Here is a 20052-nt window from a genome sequence, read left to right on the forward strand (position 1 = left end):
CTCCGTTTCAGAAAAGAAAATACCGCTGGGCGAGAGGAAGCTCCTCCGCGGCGTCACAGGTAACTACTTCGCCGTCCACGGTAACCGTGTAGGTCTCGGGGTCCACCCGGATATCTCCCATGCGGCTGTTGTGACGCATGTCCTTCTTCCCGATCCTCCGACACCCCGAAACCGGCAGCATGATCTTTTGCAGGCCCAGTTTTTCCGGAACGCCGCCGCTAATGGCTGCCTGGGACAGAAAGGTGATGCTGGTTTTGGATACAGCCCTGCCGAACGCCCCGAACATCCGGCGATAAAGGACCGGCTGCGGGGTCGGGATGGAGGCGTTGGCATCGCCCATGCGCGAAGCGGCGATGAATCCGCCCTTAATACCATCTCGGGCTTCACGCCGAACATGTCGGGGCGCCAAAGCACAAGGTCGGCAAATTTGCCGACTTCCACCGAGCCGATGTATTTCGAAATGCCGTGCGTGATTGCCGGGTTGATGGTGTATTTTGCGATGTAGCGCTTAATGCGGTTGTTGTCGCAGTCGGTATCCCCTGGAAGGGAGCCGCGCTGCTTTTTCATTTTGTCCGCCGTCTGCCAGGTGCGGATGATAACTTCTCCCACGCGCCCCATCGCCTGCGAATCCGAGCTCATCATGCTGAAAATCCCCATGTCGTGCAATACGTCCTCCGCCGCGATCGTCTCTGGCCGAATGCGCGAATCGGCAAAGGCGACATCCTCCTGCACATTGCGGTCCAGGTGATGACAGACCATCAGCATATCCAGATGCTCGTCCAGCGTGTTTTTGGTAAACGGCATGGTCGGGTTCGTCGAAGACGGCAATACATTCGGGAACGACGCCATGCGGATGATATCGGGCGCATGGCCGCCGCCCGCGCCCTCCGTATGATAGGTGTGTATGGTGCGCCCGGCGATGGCATTCACGGTGTCCTCGACAAAGCCGGCCTCGTTCAGGGTATCAGTGTGGATCGCCACCTGCACATCGTATTCGTCCGCCACGCACAGGCTGGCGTCGATTACGGCGGGGGTACATCCCCAGTCCTCGTGGAGCTTGAGTCCCGCGGCGCCCGCCTCCACCTGGACCCTCAAAGTGGCAGGGTCGGCGGAATTGCCCTTGCCCAGAAAACCGAGATTCATCGGATAAGCCTCGGCGGACTCCAGCATCTTCTGGATGTTCCACACGCCCGGCGAGCAGGCGGTCGCGTTGGTTCCGTCCGCCGGGCCGGTGCCTCCGCCGAACATGGTCGTGATACCGCTGTCCAAAGCGGTTTCAATCTGCTGCGGACTGATGAAATGGATGTGCGAATCCATCCCGCCCGCCGTGACGATTAGCCCTTCCCCTGCGAGCGCCTCCGTGCCCGCGCCGAACACGAGCCCGGGCGTCACTTCGTCCATGGTATCCGGGTTGCCGGATTTTACAATGCCACAGATCGTCCCGTCCTTGATGCCGATGTCCGACTTATAAATGCCCGTATAGTCGATAATCAGCGCGTTTGTAATCACCAGGTCCGGCACATCCTGTTCCGTACACGACTGGCCCATGCCGTCCCGCAGCGACTTGCCGCCTCCGAATTTGGCCTCGTCTCCGTACACCGTGTAATTCTTCTCTACTTTCGCGACAAGCTCCGTGTCGGCCAGCCGTACCTTGTCGCCTGTCGTCGGACCGTACATGTCGGCGTATTTCTTTCTGGAAATTTCACAGCCCATGCCTCACACCCCCTTGAATCCACGCTGCGCGGCCGCCTGAAACGCGGCTTCCCGCACGGACTCGTCGTCCAGACTGCCCCGCGTCAGATTGTTCAGGCCGAACCCCCTGCGCGCCCCGCCGATCGCGGTCAGCGTGACCTCTTTTTCCTCGCCGGGTTCAAACCGGACGGCGGTCCCGGAAGGGATGTCGAGCCGCATGCCGAACGCCCTTCTGCGGTCGAAGGAGAACGCCCGGTTCACTTCGAAAAAGTGAAAATGCGACCCGACCTGAATCGGCCTGTCGCCTGTGTTCATGACCGACAGGGTGACGGTCGGCCTGCCGCTGTTGAGTTCGACATTGCCCTTTTTCGGAATGATTTCTCCTGTATCATGGCAAAAGACCTCCTATCGAATCGGATCGTGGACGGTCACAAGCTTTGTGCCGTCCGGGAAAGTCGCCTCAATCTGCACTTCATGCACCATTTCGGGCACGCCCTCCATGACGTCGTCGGCCGTAAGAATGTGGGAACCGTAATTCATGACTTCGGCCACACTCATGCCGTCGCGCACACGCTCCATCAGTTCGGAGCTGATGAGAGCTATGGCTTCGGGATAATTGAGTTTCAGGCCGCGACCCCGGCGTTCCCGGGCAAGCTGCCCCGCGAAGTGCAGCATGAGATTATCGGTTTCTTTCGGTGTAAGATGCATCTTTCTACTCTCCCCTTCCAGAGGCGAAGCTCAATTTGTGAAACGCTTGGGCGGTATTCCGTCCTGACAAAAGTACAGCGCTAAAATTAAATTGCAATGCGTTTTTTGATCTCGTCGACGCTGAGCTCCCCCATGGCCCCGTCCAGAACGATGCGGCCCTTTTCCATCACATAGCAGTAATCGGCGATATCGAGGACAAACTCCAGGTACTGTTCCACGAGGAAGATCATCATATTCCCCTCTTTTTTCAGGCGGGTAATGACGCGGCCGATCTCCTGTATAATGGACGGCTGGATGCCTTCGGTGGGTTCGTCGAGGATCAAAAGCGCCGGTTGGGCCACGAGCGCGCGCGCAATGGCGAGCTGCTGCTGCTGGCCGCCGCTCAGGTCGCCGCCCATGCGGCCGAGCATATCCTTCAGGACCGGGAACAGCTCGAAGATGCGGTGTTCGACATCCCCCTTGCCGCCGCGGACTTCCAGGCCGAGAAGCAGGTTTTCCCGGACCGTCATCTGGGGAAAGATGTCGCGGCCCTGCGGTACATACCCGATTCCGGCGCGGGCGCGCTTGTGCGGCGCGAGTTTTTCAATCCGGCTGCCGTTGAATTCAATCGTGCCGGACGGAGTCCGGACATGGCCCATGATGCTTTTCAGAAAAGTGGATTTGCCCACCCCGTTGCGCCCGAGCAGGCAGACCACCTTGCCCTCGTCCACCTGCAGGTCGACGCCGGAAATGATTTCGCTCTCCCCATAACAGGCATGCAGATCATTGACTTTAAGCATCCACTTCTCCCCCTCTTCCCAGATAAACGTCAATGACGCGCGGATCATTCTGCACTTTTTCCATGGGTCCCTCGCAGAGCACCTTTCCCTCATGCAGCACCGTGACGCTGCTTGCAAAGTTGCGCACGAATTCCATGTCGTGCTCCACGACGATGATGGAACAGGTTTTGGAAACCTCGCGCAGCAGTTCACCCGTCTTGTCCGTTTCGGCCCGGCCCATGCCGGCGACCGGTTCATCCATCAGCAGTAGGCTGTGCCCCGTGACGAGGAGCATGGCAATCTCAAGCCACTGTTTCTGCCCGTGGGAAAGTGTTCCCGCGATTTCATTCTTGTAGTCGGCGAGCCCCGTCTTGACAAGGACCTTTCCAATGGCCTCTTTTTCACAGGGAGTTTCCCTGCCGAGAAGGGAATTCAGCAGCGTCTTCCGGGGAGCGCAGGAAAGCTGCATGTTTTCGTAAACCGTGAGGCTGGCGAAAACGGAAGGGACTTGAAATTTCCTGCCGATGCCGATGTTGACGATCTCATTTTCCTTTTTCTTCAGGATCTTCCTGCCTTTGAAAACCACACTGCCGCTCACGGGCTTGACCTTGCCGCAGATGACGTCGAGCAGCGTGGTTTTCCCCGCGCCGTTGGGACCGATGAAGAAGCGGAGTTCGCCCTGCCGGATCTTCGTGCTGACATTCTGGATGGCTTTGAAGCCGTCGAACGTGACCGAAATATTTTCCAATGATAAGATGGTGTCGCTCATAAATGGATTCCTCCCTTTGGAAGTTACTTGCCGGTTTCGGAAAGCCCGATTTTCTTTTTGAATGTGAATGCCTTGACTTTCCCGACAATTCCATTCGGCATAAAAAGCACGACTAAAACGAATGCGATGCCGATAAAATACGACCAAAAGTCCGGGAAGGTGTCGCTGATGCCGCTCTTCAGAGAATTGACCAGAACCGCGCCGATTACCGCACCGATCAGGCTGCCTTTGCCGCCGATCGCGACCCAGATGACCATTTCAATCGAGGCGGTAATGCTCATTTCCGTCGGGGAGATAATGCCGACCTGAGGAAAATAGATTGCGCCAGCTACCCCCGCCAGCAGCGCCGAAACGCAGTAGACGAAAACCTTGTAGCCCGCCGGGTCGTACCCTGAAAAGCGCACCCTGTTTTCCCCGTTTTGCTGCTGACGATAAAGTCGCAGAGGAGAAACGCGGCGACCAGGAGCGTCAGTGCAATGTAGTACAGCGTCACCTTCGTCAGCGGGGTGGAAAGGCTGTGGCCGAAAATCGTGTTACAGTCCGTGATGCCGTTGGTTCCGCCCGTGTAGGCCTGCTGTCCGACAAACAGAACGCTGAAAATGACGGCGAGCGCCTGCGACAAGATGGAGAAATAGACTCCCTGAATCCGGTTTTTAAAGGTAAGGAACCCGATGACAAACGCAAGCAGCGTGGGAACGGCAAGCGCCATGAGCACGGCGAAAACGGGATTTGCGAAAGGCTTCCAGAACCACGCCAGGGAAGAAAGGCCGCTCCACACCATGAAATCGGGGTGTTTAAATCCCGAGGATTCCAGCTTTAAATACATGGCAAAGCAGTAGGCGCCTAACCCGAAGAAAACGCCGTGCCCCATGCTGAGAATGCCCGTGTAGCCCCAGATAAGGTCGATGCCGAGCGCCAGAATCGCGTAGGAAATAAACTTGCCGAGCAGATTAACGTGAAATATGGAAAGAAAGAACGGGGCAATCGCAAGGAGGATGACAACCAGCGCAAAAGCCGGCCGCCTTTTTTCATTAGATATTTTGATAATAAGTTCACTGATACCACCCCCGGTTATTCGTCCAGCGCACGGCTGTGGATTGAAAACAGACCCTTCGGCTTCCACTGGAGGAACGAAATGACGACTGCGAAAATGAGGACCTTTGCCATTGTCGTGTCGGTTAGGAATTCGAAGACCGTGTCGCCCATGCCGATGATGCTCGCGCCCGCCACGGTGCCGGCAAGCCTGCCGATGCCGCCCAGGACGACGACCATGAAGGTGTCAACGATGTAATTGGTTCCCAGCGTCGGCCCGATAGAACCAAGCAGCGCGAGTGCGCAGCCCGCGATTCCGGCGAGGCCGGAGCCGAGCGCGAAGGTATACGCATCCACTTTCCGCGCAGGAATGCCGAGGCTGGCGGCCATTTCACGGTTCTGCATCACGGCGCGGATTCTGCGGCCGTAGGACGTGCGGTATAAAAGCAGATAGACGCCCGCCATGCACAGCGCGACCAGAAAAAGGATAAAAAGCCGTTTATACGGAATCTGGAATCCCGCCGCAACCTGAATGCCGCCGTTGAGCCAGTCCGGGCTTTTCACGTCAACGTTGGGGGCGCCGAAAATGGTCCGGGCCAGTTGCTGCAGAATCAGGCTGACGCCCCAGGTGGCAAGCAAGCTGTCGAGGGGACGCCCGTACAGGTGGCGATGACCAGAATTTCAAGCAGGTAGCCGATCGCGCCGGCAATCAGAGACGAAACCGGAATTGCAACAAGGTAATAAACGGAAAAAGCACCGCTGAAGCAGCTCAAAAAAACATTCTGCACCAGGAAAGCGCTGTAGGCGCCGATCATGATAAACTCGCCGTGCGCCATGTTGATGACCTTCATCAGGCCGAACGTGATGGAAAGTCCGAGCGCCGCCATCAGATAGATGGAGCTCACGCTGATACCGTTGAAGATCTGCGTTAGATAAGTTCCCATATTCAATCCCTTCCTGCGGCAATACGGCTCAGGGCACCCTCTCTGTTTTCCAGAGAGAGCACCCAAGGACGCCGCCAAAGATGATCGGCCGCCGACAGCTTAATTGCTGAGGCCCTTGGCCCAGCTGTATGTTTTCAGGTACGGATCCGGCTTGATCGCGGACGGTGTGCTCCAGACCTCCCTAATGGAGCCGTCGCCCTGAACCTCCCCGATGCGGACCGACTTATACAGGTGCTGGTTGTCGCCGTCGATCGTGATTTTACCTTCCGGCGCATCAAACTTCAGGCCTTTCGCCGCGGCCTTGACCTTGTCCACATCGACCGAGCCCGCCTTTTCAACGGCTCGGCTCCATAGATAAACCGCGTTGTAACCCGCTTCAATCGGGTCGTCGGTCACACGGCTGCTGCCGTACTTCGCCTTGTAGTCGGCCACAAACTTCTTGTTTTCGGGGGTGTCGGTGGTTTCGTAATAACTCCACGACACATAATGGCCCTTCATATTTGCGGTGCCGATGCTCTTGACTTCTTCTTCGGCGATACTGACGGAAAGCGTGGCAAGGTCGGAGGAAGAAATTCCGGCATCCTTAAGCTGTTTAAAGAAGGCTACGTTGCTGTCGCCATTGAGCGTGTTGAAAACGACGTCCGGCTTGTCCGCCTTGATCTTGTTGATTATCGTGCTGTAGTCGGTGTTCCCCATCGGGGTGTATTCCTCGCCGACAACCGTTCCGCCTTCCGCCTTGAGTTCCGCTTTGATGATCTTGTTGGCGGTCCTCGGGAAAACATAGTCCGAACCAAGCAGGAAGAATTTTTTGCCCTTATTTTTCAGCAGCCACTCCACCGCAGGGACGATCTGCTGGTTCGGCGCGGCGCCCGTGTAGAAGATATTGGGCGACTGCTCCATTCCCTCATACTGGACCGGATACCACAGTCCGTTGTTCTGTTCCACCACTGGCTTTACCGCCTTGCGGCTTGCGGAAGTCCAGCAGCCGAAGATCGTCGCGACTTTGTCGTTCTGCAAAAGCTTTTTGGCCTTCTCCGCGAAGGTCTGGGGATCCGACGCGCCGTCCTCAATGACCGGCACCAGCTTTTTGCCCAGCACGCCGCCTTTCGCATTGATCTCGTCAATCGCCATCAGCTCGGCGTCCCGCACGGACACTTCGCTGATTGCCATCGTGCCGCTCAGCGAATGAAGAACACCGACTTTGATGGTGCCGCCCGCCGATGCAGAAGTCTGACTGGACGGCGCAGAACTGGCGGAACCGCCGCTCAGCGCGGAGCCCTGACAGCCTCCGAGCGTGCCGGCAATCACTGCGGCTGCTGCAACCGCCGAAGCGGTTCGCTTCAAACTGAAATTCTGGACTGGATTCATTTCTCTGTGCCTTCTTCCCTCATTGCTGCATGATTTCTGTAGGATCCCGCTTTGGATTTTCATTGCGGCCGCTTTCAAATCCTTTGGAACCCAACGGTTAACGCCCGACGCCGGGAAGCCTGAGACATTCACGGCTCCGCCGCCCGGGCAACAAAAAACGCATACACCGCCTTTCCCCAGTCCGGGTACTCGGGTGCATGCGCCATTGCATTGCTAACCGCTTTTCTTACTTCGCCGTTCTCAAACAGCGCCGTCAGCCTCCGGTAGGGAACGGGTTCCGTGACCGCCGAAACCGGCGTTTCCGGTTCGGTATCCCCGGTCATTACGGAGCTGATTTTCGCCGATTCCTCCACGGTCAGTACAAGGGCCTCGCAGAGCGGCAGGTAGGAAAAGCCGGAGCCTTCGTCAATCCCCTGGATAAAGCTTTTCGCTTCTTTCACAAGAAGATCGGAACCGAGGTAACCGCCGATTCCCTTTAAATCGTGCGCGATCTGCCGGGCGCCGGCGGCGTCGCCTTCTCCGACGCACCGGCGAATACTTTGCGCGGTATCCCTGTTGTCGGCGGCGAATTTGGAAAGGATGCGGCGGTAGGTGGCTCGGCTGCCGCCCAGACGTTTCAGCGCGGCACGCACGTCCAGAATATCCGAATCGGGCAGATCCGTCTCGAAGGTTTCGGCCTTTGCGGATGTTTCCACCACCGCTTCGGGAAAATAATGCGAAACCGCGCCGAAGATTTTGTCCGGATCGAGGGGCTTGGTCAGGTAAAGGTCCATTCCAGCCTCAAGCACCTTCTCCTTCACGCCCTCGACCGCGTCGGCAGAAAGCGCAACGATCAGTGTGCGCTTCTTTGCGTGCTCCTCTTCCGCCGCCCGGATTCTGCGCGCCGCCTCATATCCGTCGACGATGGGCATGCGGATATCCATAAAGATCATGTCGTAATCTTCTGCTGCGGCCTTTTTCACGGCTTCCTCCCCTCCCGGCGCAAGATCCACCTTCACGCCGATGTTGGATAGAATCTCCAAAGTCATCTCGCGGTTGATGTCGTTGTCTTCCACCAACAGGGTGCGGCGATTTTTCAGGCACGGACGGATCGTTTTCCGATCGGTTCCCTCCTCCTGTCCCGGCATCGTGTCCGTTTCCTTCACAGTGATGGTAAAGTAAAAATCGGAGCCTTGGCCGGGTGTGCTTTCGATGCCGATCCTGCCGCCCATCCGCTCCACAATCTGCTTGCTGATGGCAAGTCCAAGCCCGGTTCCGCCGTATTTCCGAGTCGTGGAGGCGTCGCCCTGCGTGAAGACCTCAAACAGGCGTGACTTTTGCTCTTCGGTGACGCCGATGCCGGTGTCAATTACGCTGAAACGAAGCCGGACGCCGTCCCGAAACCGTCCTTCGGTTTCCACTTTCAGCGTCACTCCGCCCTTTGCCGTGAATTTTACGGCATTCCCCAAAAGATTCAGAAGGACCTGGCGAAGCCTTGTCGAATCTCCGATGATGAACCGTGGCAAGTTTCTTCCCGCTTCCAGATGCAGAAAAAGTCCTTTCCGGAGCGCTTCCACCTCAAGCATTACGCAGCAATCGTGAAGAATGCCGAGAGGTCCAGCGGAATTTCTTCCAAGGAAAGTTTTCCCGCTTCGATCTTCGTAAAATCAAGGATATCGTTGACGATGGAAAGCAGATTTTTGGCCGAAAGATTCACACGCTCCACATACCCGGCCTGTTTCGGATTCAGCTCACTGCTTTTGAGCAGATAGCCGTAGCCGGTGATGGCGTTGATCGGCGTGCGGATTTCATGGCTCATGCTGGCGAGGAATTCACTCTTTGCCCGATTCGCGCGCTCGGCCTCCTCCTTCGCTTCACGCATGATCTGTTCCGCTTTTCTGCGCAGCCGGATTTCGCTTTGAATGGAAGCGTACAATTTGTTGAAATTATTCGCAAGCATACGAATTTCCCGCGTTCCTTTGGGACTTAGATGGAAATTTTCGCTGCTGCTGTCGATCTTTTGCAGACTCAGGGCGTAATTCTGAATCGGACTCGTGACCTGCCGGAAAAAGAGGCGGAGAATGACGCCGATCGCGATGATCACAAAAACCGAAAGCACCATTTGCATGGCGGCAGCCTGTTCGGTATTTTTCTGGGCGGCTTCCATCTCCCTGGCGAGCCGCTGGTTCATCACCGCCTGGAATTTTGCAATCGGCGACATGATGTTGTCCTTTGCGGTTTGGTAGTTGGTGTCGAACATTATCGCCCTGGCTTTTTCAAGCTTGTCTTGATTGGATAGTTTCTCCTCCTTTGTGTCGAGCCGGTAATTGCTCACCTCCTTTTGCGTAATGGAATTCTGCGCAAATCCCTTGGATTCGAGGACGAGCCGCATGGAGTGGCGTTCGGTCTCGGTCAGATCATCCGAGTGCTTTTTCGCATTGGCAAGCAACATCTGCTCCACGGGAGAAGGTGATGGCCGTACTATAATGAGGAAGATTTTCCTGCCAAACTTTATCACTCATTATAAATGCAAATCTGTAAAATTTCAATCGGGTCTGCATTTTTTAAAATTCGGAAAACAGTAAACGGAGATAACAATGGATACCGGAACGACCAAAAGTACTGTTCTTATCGTAGACGATTCGCCGGAGCAGCTGGAAGCCATAGCCCATCTGCTGTATCGGAACGGCCTGAAAACGCAGGTCGCCCGTGACGGCAAAAGGGCCCTTGAACTGCTGTCAAAATCGACGCCAGACCTCATTCTCCTCGATGTCTATATGCCGGAAATGGACGGGTTCGAAGTATGCCGGAGGATCAAAGCCGATGAGGAAACTTCGGGAATCCCGATCATTTTTTTTACGGCCAGCAACGATGAAACGAGCATCCAAAAAGCCTTTGGACTCGGGGCGCAGGACTACGTGACAAAGCCTTTTAAATCCGTGGAATTGCTGGCAAGGGTAAACGCGCATATTAAAATACGCCGCCAGGCGAAGGTGTTGGAGGATTCCTACCGGGAACTCGACAGCTTCTGTTACACGGTCGCACACGATTTAAAAGCTCCCCTGCTTTCTATCCAGAAGCTCACCGAATATCTCACAGAGGATTATTACGACCGGCTTGATAAAGACGGTCGGGAACTGATCGGGCACATTCAGGATAAATCGTCCGACGTGGTCACACTGGTGAGCCGCCTTTTGGAATTCGCAAGGTTCAGCAACAGGAGTCTCAAGTTCGAAACTGTCGACCTCTCGGCTTTATTCCGCGAGGTATTCGGCGAACTGACGCTTGCCGCACCCAACCGGAAAATCCGGTTTTCCGTCGGGGAAATCCCCCGCGTGCAGGCAGACCGCCTGATGATGCGGGAGCTGATTGCCAATATCCTGTCGAACGCGATCAAGTACACCCGAAAAAAAGAGAAAGCCGTCATCGAAGTCGGGGCAAGTTGCGACGCCGATACGGTCACGGTCTCCACGCGCGACAACGGAGCCGGCTTCGATATGCGTTACTCGGACAAGCTGTTCAAGGTATTTCAACGCCTCCATTCCCAAAGTGAATTTGAGGGAACCGGTGCGGGCCTTGCCATTGTGCAGCGGATCGTTCAGCGGCACGGAGGGGTCGTCTGGATAACGGGGGAAGTCGGAAAGGGCGCGACGATTTGTTTCCGGCTTCCCCTTCGCAGGGAATCCTCTTCTATGTACCGGGAAAAGTTATCCGAACAATCTTCCCGTGTCTTTTCATAATCTCCGTTGCGGATTGCCAGAAACACGGCAACGAGATGCTTGCAGATATCACCTAATTAAGCGTCAGTAGGTGTGGAAGGAGAGCTGCCGGCTGGAAGTTTGCCTATAAAGCAACTAAACTTGTACAGGCTTGGGCTGTAATCCACGAGGAAGAACTGTACACGGCGTGGAATAATGGCGGTCAAAAATGAACCATTTGTGGAAATTGAGCCGCTGGAATGACGGCAACATTGATATTGCGCCGGAAAGGGTACGGCAATTAATGGTAAAGAAACCGCATAAGAAATATAAGGCTATAATAGGCTTGTTGAAAATATGCTTGAAGTCAGGACCCCCGGCAAGCCGGGGGCTTGACTAAGGGGGTGTTGCAAAATGAAAATTTTGCAACACCCCCTTTTATGTTGAAAAGTGATCTAAATACGAAGCTTTTGTTGAAAACTTTGCGAGACAAATCGTCGAAATAGGAATAGCAATGCTAAGCTCCGCCGTAAAGCGAAGCTGAAAAATCAATCATTTTCTGTTTTTCTGGAATCTACTCTTTTTGAAGGCAAAACAAATGTGTTTTTAGCCTTCCTGTGTTGCATTTCGCACAGAGCTTGTTCAAGTTGTAGCCCATGCACAAAAGGTAAAGCTCCGTTGAAATGTTTGCCCGGCCCCGGGTAAGAAAGCGCTTGAATTTGTGGTTGCTTTTCAGAACGCCGAAGGCCCCTTCCACCTGGATAGAGCGGTTCATCCGAAGCGTAATTCCACGTTCGGTTTTAATGTTTTTCCGGGAATCGTCACTCAGGCGAACCAAATCCGTTTTCACTCTCAGCTCTTTCGGCGTGCCGCTTTTTGCCTTGCAGCAAGCTTCACGGCACGGGCAGCCGACGCAGCTATCGCACCGGTAATACGCCGTCGTTAGGAAATATCCCTGCCGATTCCGCTGCGTACTTTCGTGATGGAAAAGAAGCTTTCTGCCGGCCGCGCAGACGTAGCAGTCTTGCTGTTCGTCATATTGCATATTCTCCCGGCGGCCGATCTGCTGCCTGAACTTTTTGTTTTTTGTGCTTCGTAGTTGATGGGTTTGATGAAGCTGGTCTGCCCGTTTCCCTCCAGATACAGGTAGTTGTCCAGACTTTCATAGCCCGCGTCTGCCACAATATCCCGGTAGCGTTCCCCATGCTGCTGTTCGAGTCTGCGCAAAAAGGGTCGCAGCGTCCCGCTGTCCGTCCGGTTCGAAAAAGCCGCGGCGCCTGTGATGTACTCGCTGTTCACGGCAATCTGCACATTGTAGCCCGGTTTGAGCTGCCCGTTGCGCATATGGTCTTCCTTCATATGCATAAAGGTGGCATCCGGATCTGTTTTGGCATAACTGTTACGACTGTTTCCCATTAAAAACAGCTTCTTCTCATAGCCCTCCCACTTTTCCAGCAATGTAAAAATCTTCTCATACGCCCGCTGCCGGGGCGGCTTGCGGCGACCGGCTCCATGTACAAAATGAATTCCGTTTTTCTCACAGGCCGCCTTTTCCGATTTTACCAATTCACGGAACTTTTTCAGGGTCACATTGCCGGAAATTCCACGGCTTTCAAATTCCTCACGCACGGCATCCTTCACCTTGGCCAAATATTTCTCCGTCGTCTTGCGCCAGACAAACGTGTAGCGGTTCGCCCGGCTCTCCAGCTTGGTGCCGTCGATGAATACCTCGTCGTGCTCCGTCTCGCCCATCTGTTCCAGGCGCCGGACAAATTGGTAAAACAAATCTTCCACCGCTTCTTTGGTGCGTCCGGTGCGAAACCTCGCAAACGTGCTGTAGTCCGGCACCGGTTCTCCATTGAGCAGCCACATGAAGTCCACGCGTTTCCGGCAGGCCTCCTCCAGCTTTCGCGTCGAGTAGATGCCGCACATGTAACCGTACACCAATACCTCAAAGATGATCCGGGGTTCAGCCGCCGATTTCCTTCCCTGTGAAGAATAGGCGCGATACAGTTCCCTGTAATCCAGTTCCTCAAGCTGCGCGCTGGCAAGCCGTACCGGATCATCCTGCGGTATTGTTATTTCCATATCCATTGGGAGCGTCAACTGTTGATTTTTTCGCTCAAATCTGTTATGCTCTAAAAGCTTTTTATTTTTTTTCACAACTAAATTTTAAAGCAAAAAGCCGGAGCTGCCAATACCTTTTCGTATGGTTGCTCCGACTTTTTTTTCGTGCCGTTTTGCAACACCCCCGTTCCTTTTTTAAAAATTTGAAAACATATGTTAAAAAATGTATAATAAAAAAGAAAATTTTCGGAGAGTCAATTTTATTTGAGAATACAAGAATCATGAAACATAAAAAACAAGTTATTTCTTTTGGCCTGATTGCGCTTATCATCGGAATTTCATTTACAGCCCTTCTTTTTTATGTTCATTGGGAAACGGACAGAAGGCTTTCGGTTCAGGGTGGAAGAATTGATTTGTCCGATTGGGAACAGCAGCCGGATCGAAATCTGGTATCCCTGACGGGCGAATGGGAGTTTTACTGGAAGCGGCTGGTGACCGACAAGGAGCTGCGGGAGGGCGTAAAGCCGGATTTGCTTGTGACGGCGCCTAAAGTCTGGAACCGGTATCGGATCAATGGAAAAGGATTGGGTGGAACCGGCTTTGGCACCTATCGGCTTCATGTTACCGGCATTCGGAAAGGGGAACCGCTGGCTCTTTGGATTCCGACCTTTTCGACTGCTTACCGAATTTACATAGATGGGAAACTGCTGGCGGCCAACGGCGTTGTTTCTGCATACGAAAAGGATGGGAAACCGGAATACCGCCTGAATCAGGTTTGCTTTACCCCTTCCGGCAACAGCCTTGACATGATTATTCAAGTCTCCAATTATACCTATGCGCGCGGCGGTATGTGGGGGACGCTGTACCTGGGTACTCCGAAGCGCATCGAATCGAGCCGCGACCTTCTTCTTTTCCGGGATTCGTTTTTATTAGGCAGCTTTTTTGTAATGGCGTTTATATACGGCTCCCTTTTCTTTTTTCGCAGGCGGGAGAAAAGTCATATCTTTTTCTCGGCTCTTTGCGGAATGATCGCGGTGCGGACCTTACTGCACGGCAGTTATCTTTTCAAGACCTTTTTCCCTTTTCTCGGCTTTTCAGCGATTATTCGGGCGGATTACATGACGCTGTACTGGATTCCGATCCTATTGGGGCTGTTGTTTCAGAAACTGTTCCCTGATGAAATCCATCAAAAGGCTTTAAAAATATTCACGGGTTATGCTGTTTTTATGACGGCTTTGACTCTATTGACGCCCGTTTCTTTTTTTACCAGTCTGATTTACGGGATAGAAATAATGATTTTTATCATCTCCGGCTATCTTTTCATCCGAATGTGCGCCGCGGTTTTTCGAGACAGAATCCATGCTGCGCTGATTATGACCGGCGGCCTCGTTGTGTTGGAGTGCTGCGTCTTTGACATCCTGTTTCAGAATAATATTGTGAATGCAGGCTTGCTTGAGCTTACTCCGATCGGGTTTTTCCTCATGCTGCTGGGGCAGGCGCATGTATTGGCGGAAAGCTTTGCCGAGACCATCCGCAAAAAAGAGGAGACTCTGCTACAGCTCCAAGCTTCTTTGGAACGGGAGAGAAAATCGGAATTAAAGTTTCTAAATTCCCAAATCCGGCCTCATTTTATTCACAACGCATTAAATACAATCCTGTCGATTTCGCGAAAAGATGTTCCGCGTTCTCAGGAGCTTCTGGTAGAATTCAGCAGCTATCTGCGCGGATGCTTCGATTTTAAAAATCTGGAGGATATGATACCGATTGAAAAAGAACTGGAGTTTATTCGGTCCTATCTTTCTTTGGAACAGGCACGATTTGGGGATCGGCTTAAGGTCCGATATGATATTGACGATCAATCTGTCAGGGTACCTCCTCTTATCTTGCAGCCGTTAGTTGAAAACGCGGTGATTCACGGCATACGGCCTAAACCGGATGGAGGAAACATATTGGTGTATGTCAAACGAGTCGGTGACGCCGTGAAAATAGGGGTGATGGATGACGGGGATGGAATCCCTCCCGAGCGGATCGAAAAATTGATCGCCGGGGAAGAATCCGGAAGAGGTGTCGGTATTTATAATATTACGCGAAGACTCAAAAAAATTTATCATATCTCGCTTTGCATCCAAAACAGGGATACCGGCGGTTTGGATGTATCTATGAAACTGCCGTTAAATGGAGGTCGATACAATGCTGAAAGCAATCTTGGTTGACGACGAACTGCCCGCTCTGGAAGAGTTGGAGTACCAGTTAGAAAAATACAAAACGGTTACGATTGCGGCAAAGATTCAGGATTCCCGCACCGTGCTGGAAAGAGTGGAAGAAATCAGGCCGGACTTGATTTTCCTCGATATCGATATGCCGGGGACGAACGGTCTGGAACTTGCGCTTAAAATTCAGGACTTGTGTTACGGGATTATTATCGTTTTTGTCACGGCGTATTCGGAATACGCGCTTCAGGCGTTTCAGGCATATCCTCTGGATTACATTTTAAAGCCGGTCGATGAAAAACGCCTGCGCAAAACCATGGAACAAATTCTCAGGCAAAAGGAAAGACCGCTCGTTGCAGAGGAAGCATACCACACCGTGATCCGGTGCTTCAATCATTTTGAAACCTTCAGCGATAACACCCAAAAAATACCGATCAAATTTTCAACAAGATACGCGAAAGAGCTGTTTGCTTACCTGATTTGCCATTTTGAAACGGATGTTACGCGGAATGAGCTGATGCACAATATTTTTGACGGTAAGACGGATAAAAAAACCATAAACCTTCTTCATGTGACGATTTATCGTCTGCGCCGTTCAATCGAAGAAGCCCAAATCAGCTGGGACACCATTCAAATTTCAGGAAACTACAGGCTGAAAGCGGCCGACGGCGTCTGCGATTATATTGATTTTTGCAAATTTATCAAAAGAAATCCTTATATTGACGCGTCTAATATACAGCAGGCAAACGCAATGGCGAATCTGTATTCCGGTGCCTATCTGCAAAGCGAGGATTATATTTGGGCTGAGGAAATCCGGACGGAAATGGAGCTTAAATACGAATCGCTTATCCTGAAAATGGTGGAGTTTTATTACGGCACAGGCGAATTTGATCTTATTGAACGGCTGCTGATCACATTGATCCATTACAATCCATTGTCCGAAGCGGGCAACCGTTCTCTGCTGGAGTTTTATATGCGGCAGGAAAATCGGGAAAAGTTTGAAATACAGTACAGGATTTATGAAAAAATCTTAAAAAGCGATTTACAAATTAGGCCGGAGCGAAAATTTGTCATATTTCACCAAATAGCCACCCGATAGCTGCAAACGTGCAATCCCCAGCTTTTGCTGCCGGAGCAGCGGGGCATGGACCGGGCATATATCTCTTCATGCTTCAATCCGTCTCTTTCCCGCCATCATCCGCAGGACCGTTGGATAGCTCCCTGCGGTTCTGGAAGTTTATCGCGATCCCGGCCCCCAGAAGAATCCAGAAAGCGGGAGCGACGCTGACCACCGAGTCGTTAAACAGGCCGGCGAACAAATATCCGACGATTCCAAGACAGAGCGCGATTCCGCGAATTTGATTTTTTTGATATTCCCTTTTCATGGCATACAGACGGAAACTGTCAATCAAATAGAGAAGCATCATGGCCAGAAAAGCCGCCAGCGCAACGCCGCCTTCGCCAAGTAGCGTTTGCAGATATAAGTTATGCGGCTTGTCAACCAGCATATTCGCGGTGCCGTACGCCCAATATTTGCCCAACAGATCGTTCTGCGGAAAATACAGTTCAAAAGTATCGGGCCCGGCGCCAAGCAGCAGACGCTCGGAAGCCATCGGCAAAGCACGGGACCAGATGTAGCCGCGCGCGGAGCCAAGCTTTTCCTTGCCTTTAAACCCGAACGTCGGCGGGGTTTTCAGGGAATCGATATCGACCGTGCCGGCGGAGTTGGTCATCTGAAGTTTATCCCCGCTGTCAATCCGGAAAAAAAACTGCGGCTGCCCGTCAATGCTGACCGCAATTCCAGGAAATTCCTGGTCCAGCCCCATCATTGTCAGCCCAAACCCGATCCTCTGAAAACGCGGGTCCGTGATCGCGCTGAGCCCGTTTTGCATCTGAATGGAAACACTGCGGCCGCTTCCGTCCTTTAAGTCCAGGGAATTCTGCTTCAGCGCGGCATTCAGCACGTCATTATTCTGTGTCACTATTTCAATCGTGCCGCCGTTTTTCACGGAAATATCTTTAACTGGGAGTTGGGAAAGGTAGTCGTTGCCGCTGCTGTTTTGAAAGACCGCCGAAACGTCGCTGAGCAGGCTGGGAATTCTGGAAAATATTTTTCCGTGGCTGACAGTGTTCACTCCGATCAGCGCAATCATGACGAAAGCGAAAGCGGACAGCGAAATTTTCCAATGCTCTGTAAGGATTTTCCAGAAAAATACGATTCCAAAAATCAGGGCGAAAACCACGCCGACAATCCCGGCGCGCGAGGTACTTCCCAGCAAAAGCCAGACGGAAAGCAGCGCCATGCTCCAAAGCGCAAGCCTTGCGCGCAGATTCTTTGCGAACAGCGCAGGCACGAAAAACACAGGCGCGGCAATGGCGGCAAAGCTGCCCGCATAATCCCAGTGATAAAACGTGCCGTACAGCCTTCCGGAACTTGACTGCAAACTTATTTTTTTAATCCGATCGAAATCCCAGGGAAAAACCGTCAGCAATTTGCTAAAATCCGTTTGAAAAAGGTCATGTCCGAAATATTGAAAAGAACCCAGGAAAGACGATACGGTCACCACGATTCCCAGAGCAATGAAAAGATTGCGACAATCCCTTTCCGTGCGATAGGCGTACATGGTATAGAAAAGCAGCAAAATATAACAGCAAAGAATCAGCGCGCCCTCGGCACGGTCGTGGGCTCCCCAGAAAGCAATGGAAGAGTACTGCGAAAAACAAGCGGAAAGAAGCGTAAACAGAAGGAAGACTCCGCCTGCGACAAGGTATGCGGTATAAATGCGGCTTTGCTTTTTTAATATTTTCTTATAATTGAAAGCGCTTACGGCCAGCAAGATAATTCCGGTCAAAAAAAGAAGCCACGCCTTGCATTGAGAAAAGAGATCGCCGTAAGTATCCGTACCGATAATTTTCGCTTCGTTCGGGTCCACGGAGACGATTGTCATATGTACGGTCAAAGGGATGACCGCAAGGGCCAAAAGCACAGGCAAAAACAATCGGTTTCTATCCGACGAGAGAAGAACCGAAGTTGCTTCCGCCTTTTTTGAGTTTTTTTTCGCTGCTATTGCTTTTTTCTTTGATGACATTTATACACACCTTCTATATTTAAACCTTGAATCCGCTTCTTAATCATTTCAAACCGCTATTCTGTTCCGGGAGTTAAGCCGGGGCGAATAGCTAAATTATATCATTGGAACCACAAAGATACAACAGAATGGAAGGATTGCTCCGTTAATTTTGGAAACTCCCTTGTATTCATCCGGAAAAGCCATTACAATTAATGCAGATATTTTTTATAGTAAGGAATGCATATGATTAAAGATAACCAAAAAATATTAAATGCGCTTTTAGCTCTGATCGATGCGGGAATCTGTTTTGCGTCGATGATGCTCGCGTACGCGCTGCACTTTTGGAACTATCAGGGCGTCCATATTGAAATCGCCTATTACGTAAAACTGCAGCTCTATATTATTCCGATTTACTTCTTTCTGTATCATTATTTTGACCTTCACGATTCCTTTCGTCACAAGTCTCTCGTTTCGGAAATCGGAAGTGTGGTGCAGGCGAATACCATTGGCACCATTCTTATCTTCGTACTGGTGTTCTTTTTAAAAGAAGTCCATGTTTCCAGATTTGTCATTTTAATGTTCGGCATCCTCAACGTGGTGTTTTCCTCTCTGTTTCGTTTCTCCCTGCGCAAATTGCTCCGGCGCATGCGGGCAAGGGGGTACAATTTAAAGCACTTGCTGCTGGTGGGCTGGAACGACGTTTCGGCGGAATTTTACGACAGAGTCCTTGCCAACCACAGCCTGGGCTATGATTTTGTCGGGTACCTTGAACACACAAAGGCCTATACGGCCGGAAGAAGCATCGCCTATGCGGGCGGATTTTCCTCTTTGCCGTCTCTTTTGGACCGCAAAGGAATCGACCAGGTTATTATTTCTCTTGATTACAATGATTTTTCCGAATTGGGCGGCTTGATCGAAGCTTGTGAAAAAGCCGGAGTAAAATCGAATTTACTTCCCTTTTACACAAAATATCTTCCGACCCGGCCATACATTGACGAAGTGGAAGGAATGCCGCTGATCAACATCCGCAAGGTCCCGATCGACAACATCCTGAACAGCTTCAGCAAGCGCCTTTTCGACATTGTCGTTTCCCTTTTTTCCCTGGTGTTGTTCTCCCCTTTGATGGCCATGACCGCACTCGGAATCAAGCTCACTTCACCCGGCCCCGTAATTTACAAGCAGGAAAGGATCGGCCGGCAGAAACAGCCCTTTCAAATGTACAAATTCCGTTCCATGAAAGTAGAAAACGACAATTCCGACATGAATACCTGGGGAACCGGGAACGACTGCCGCCGAACCAAATTCGGCGCTCTGATCCGCAAATTCAGCATTGACGAACTTCCTCAGCTGATCAATGTTTTGAAAGGAGACATGAGCCTGGTTGGGCCGCGGCCTGAACGCCCGTACTTTGTGGACAAGTTTAAGGAAGAAATCCCGCTCTATATGCTAAAGCACCTTATGAGGCCCGGAATTACCGGCTGGGCGCAGGTAAACGGTTGGCGCGGAGACACTTCCATTGAGGAACGGATTAAATGCGACATGTATTACATAGAAAACTGGACTTTCCTATTAGATGTTAAAATCCTGCTTTTGACCGTTTTCAAGGGATTTGTGAACAGAAACGAATCCATGAGGTAATTCTCCCAAGGAAAGTTGCGCGTGAATAACGTCCGCTGCGCCGAGGTCGATTTCTGCGATGTGCGCCATTGCCGGATGCTCCGGTTTCGGTCAAAAGGATTTATTCAAGAGAGCGTCG

At 52.1% G+C, this 20052-nt stretch carries 16 protein-coding genes and 3 pseudogenes; 5 read left to right on the top strand and 14 right to left on the bottom strand.

What is annotated here, in order from left to right:
* Window positions 1-7 precede the first annotated feature (7 nt).
* The 11 genes and pseudogenes from ureC to HCR03_RS09960 all read right to left on the bottom strand — a co-directional run bounded on the left by ureC (window position 8) and on the right by HCR03_RS09960 (window position 9702).
* Window positions 8-1713: pseudogene (gene ureC, locus HCR03_RS09915) on the bottom strand (urease subunit alpha).
* Between the two features lie 3 nt (window positions 1714-1716).
* Window positions 1717-2070 carry an urease subunit beta gene (locus HCR03_RS19780; RefSeq protein ID WP_187038092.1) on the bottom strand — a complete coding sequence of 118 codons (354 nt, stop codon included), beginning with the start codon at window positions 2068-2070 and terminating at the stop codon, window positions 1717-1719.
* 27 nt (window positions 2071-2097) lie between these two features.
* Entirely contained in the window at window positions 2098-2400 is a 303-nt protein-coding gene (gene ureA / locus HCR03_RS19785) for an urease subunit gamma (protein WP_187034144.1), read from the bottom strand.
* 86 nt (window positions 2401-2486) lie between these two features.
* Window positions 2487-3179 carry an urea ABC transporter ATP-binding subunit UrtE gene (gene urtE / locus HCR03_RS09930; protein WP_187034145.1) on the bottom strand — a complete coding sequence of 231 codons (693 nt, stop codon included), beginning with the start codon at window positions 3177-3179 and terminating at the stop codon, window positions 2487-2489.
* Window positions 3172-3927 carry an urea ABC transporter ATP-binding protein UrtD gene (gene urtD, locus HCR03_RS09935; protein ID WP_187034146.1) on the bottom strand — a complete coding sequence of 252 codons (756 nt, stop codon included), beginning with the start codon at window positions 3925-3927 and terminating at the stop codon, window positions 3172-3174. The genes urtE and urtD overlap by 8 nt, the downstream gene beginning before the upstream one ends.
* 23 nt (window positions 3928-3950) lie before the next feature.
* Window positions 3951-5050, bottom strand: a pseudogene (urtC, locus tag HCR03_RS20115) (urea ABC transporter permease subunit UrtC).
* Window positions 4999-5598, bottom strand: coding sequence for an urea ABC transporter permease subunit UrtB (gene urtB, locus HCR03_RS09945; RefSeq protein WP_456236866.1), 600 nt, complete (start codon window positions 5596-5598; stop codon window positions 4999-5001). Before urtB ends, urtC begins: the two are co-directional and overlap by 52 nt.
* A complete protein-coding gene (locus HCR03_RS20755) occupies window positions 5571-5903 on the bottom strand; it encodes an ABC transporter permease subunit (protein WP_456236867.1) in 333 nt (110 codons plus the stop codon). Before HCR03_RS20755 ends, urtB begins: the two co-directional genes overlap by 28 nt.
* Before the next feature lie 99 nt (window positions 5904-6002).
* Complete coding sequence (gene urtA / locus HCR03_RS09950) at window positions 6003-7271, bottom strand: urea ABC transporter substrate-binding protein (protein WP_187034147.1); 1269 nt, start codon at window positions 7269-7271, stop codon at window positions 6003-6005.
* 128 nt (window positions 7272-7399) lie between these two features.
* On the bottom strand, window positions 7400-8776 hold the full coding sequence (locus tag HCR03_RS09955) for an ATP-binding protein (RefSeq protein WP_187034148.1): 1377 nt from the start codon (window positions 8774-8776) through the stop codon (window positions 7400-7402).
* 59 nt (window positions 8777-8835) lie between these two features.
* Complete coding sequence (locus tag HCR03_RS09960) at window positions 8836-9702, bottom strand: histidine kinase dimerization/phospho-acceptor domain-containing protein (protein ID WP_187034149.1); 867 nt, start codon at window positions 9700-9702, stop codon at window positions 8836-8838.
* A 145-nt stretch (window positions 9703-9847) separates the two neighbouring features.
* On the opposite strand from HCR03_RS09960, the gene HCR03_RS09965 reads away from it, so the two are divergent.
* Together HCR03_RS09965 and HCR03_RS19790 are read left to right on the top strand one after the other, a co-directional pair.
* Window positions 9848-10990 (top strand): response regulator, encoded by a 1143-nt coding sequence (locus HCR03_RS09965; protein ID WP_187034150.1) that lies wholly within the window; start codon window positions 9848-9850, stop codon window positions 10988-10990.
* A 116-nt stretch (window positions 10991-11106) separates the two neighbouring features.
* Window positions 11107-11181: pseudogene (locus tag HCR03_RS19790) on the top strand (hypothetical protein); the annotation flags it as partial.
* 341 nt (window positions 11182-11522) lie between these two features.
* Here the strand turns inward: HCR03_RS19790 and HCR03_RS09970 are convergent.
* Both HCR03_RS09970 and HCR03_RS09975 read right to left on the bottom strand, forming a co-directional pair.
* Window positions 11523-11993, bottom strand: a complete 471-nt coding sequence (locus tag HCR03_RS09970; protein ID WP_187034151.1) for a transposase — start codon at window positions 11991-11993, stop codon at window positions 11523-11525.
* Window positions 11891-13042 (bottom strand): transposase, encoded by a 1152-nt coding sequence (locus HCR03_RS09975; RefSeq protein ID WP_187034152.1) that lies wholly within the window; start codon window positions 13040-13042, stop codon window positions 11891-11893. Before HCR03_RS09975 ends, HCR03_RS09970 begins: the two co-directional genes overlap by 103 nt.
* A gap of 254 nt (window positions 13043-13296) precedes the next feature.
* Between HCR03_RS09975 and HCR03_RS09980 the strand changes: the two genes are divergently transcribed.
* A complete protein-coding gene (locus HCR03_RS09980) occupies window positions 13297-15228 on the top strand; it encodes a sensor histidine kinase (RefSeq protein WP_187034153.1) in 1932 nt (643 codons plus the stop codon).
* The gene (locus HCR03_RS09985) at window positions 15206-16324 is read left to right on the top strand and encodes a response regulator (protein WP_187034154.1); all 1119 of its coding nucleotides are present in this window, start codon (window positions 15206-15208) and stop codon (window positions 16322-16324) included. Before HCR03_RS09980 ends, HCR03_RS09985 begins: the two co-directional genes overlap by 23 nt.
* A gap of 73 nt (window positions 16325-16397) precedes the next feature.
* Here the strand turns inward: HCR03_RS09985 and HCR03_RS09990 are convergent, their stop codons facing one another.
* On the bottom strand, window positions 16398-18314 hold the full coding sequence (locus HCR03_RS09990; protein WP_187034155.1) for an O-antigen ligase family protein: 1917 nt from the start codon (window positions 18312-18314) through the stop codon (window positions 16398-16400).
* A 225-nt stretch (window positions 18315-18539) separates the two neighbouring features.
* Here HCR03_RS09990 and HCR03_RS09995 point away from each other — a divergent pair, with 225 nt between their 5' ends.
* Window positions 18540-19934: an undecaprenyl-phosphate glucose phosphotransferase gene (locus HCR03_RS09995; RefSeq protein WP_187034156.1), complete on the top strand. Its 1395-nt coding sequence runs from the start codon at window positions 18540-18542 to the stop codon at window positions 19932-19934.
* Window positions 19935-20052 lie beyond the last annotated feature (118 nt).

It is taken from the genome of Caproicibacter fermentans, from assembly GCF_014303955.1.
Lineage (GTDB): Bacteria > Bacillota > Clostridia > Oscillospirales > Acutalibacteraceae > Caproicibacter > Caproicibacter fermentans.

Bases quoted from the DNA above. Each gene is read 5' to 3' on its own strand.
- ureA (WP_187034144.1), bottom strand. From the start codon at position 2,400: ATGCATCTTACACCGAAAGAAACCGATAATCTCATGCTGCACTTCGCG.
- urtE (WP_187034145.1), bottom strand. From the start codon at position 3,179: ATGCTTAAAGTCAATGATCTGCATGCCTGTTATGGGGAGAGCGAAATC.
- urtD (WP_187034146.1), bottom strand. From the start codon at position 3,927: ATGAGCGACACCATCTTATCATTGGAAAATATTTCGGTCACGTTCGAC.
- HCR03_RS20755 (WP_456236867.1), bottom strand. From the start codon at position 5,903: ATGGGAACTTATCTAACGCAGATCTTCAACGGTATCAGCGTGAGCTCC.
- urtA (WP_187034147.1), bottom strand. From the start codon at position 7,271: ATGAATCCAGTCCAGAATTTCAGTTTGAAGCGAACCGCTTCGGCGGTT.
- HCR03_RS09960 (WP_187034149.1), bottom strand. From the start codon at position 9,702: ATGTTGCTTGCCAATGCGAAAAAGCACTCGGATGATCTGACCGAGACC.
- HCR03_RS09965 (WP_187034150.1), top strand. From the start codon at position 9,848: ATGGATACCGGAACGACCAAAAGTACTGTTCTTATCGTAGACGATTCG.
- HCR03_RS09970 (WP_187034151.1), bottom strand. From the start codon at position 11,993: ATGCAATATGACGAACAGCAAGACTGCTACGTCTGCGCGGCCGGCAGA.
- HCR03_RS09975 (WP_187034152.1), bottom strand. From the start codon at position 13,042: ATGGATATGGAAATAACAATACCGCAGGATGATCCGGTACGGCTTGCC.
- HCR03_RS09980 (WP_187034153.1), top strand. From the start codon at position 13,297: ATGAAACATAAAAAACAAGTTATTTCTTTTGGCCTGATTGCGCTTATC.
- HCR03_RS09985 (WP_187034154.1), top strand. From the start codon at position 15,206: ATGCTGAAAGCAATCTTGGTTGACGACGAACTGCCCGCTCTGGAAGAG.
- HCR03_RS09990 (WP_187034155.1), bottom strand. From the start codon at position 18,314: ATGTCATCAAAGAAAAAAGCAATAGCAGCGAAAAAAAACTCAAAAAAG.
- HCR03_RS09995 (WP_187034156.1), top strand. From the start codon at position 18,540: ATGATTAAAGATAACCAAAAAATATTAAATGCGCTTTTAGCTCTGATC.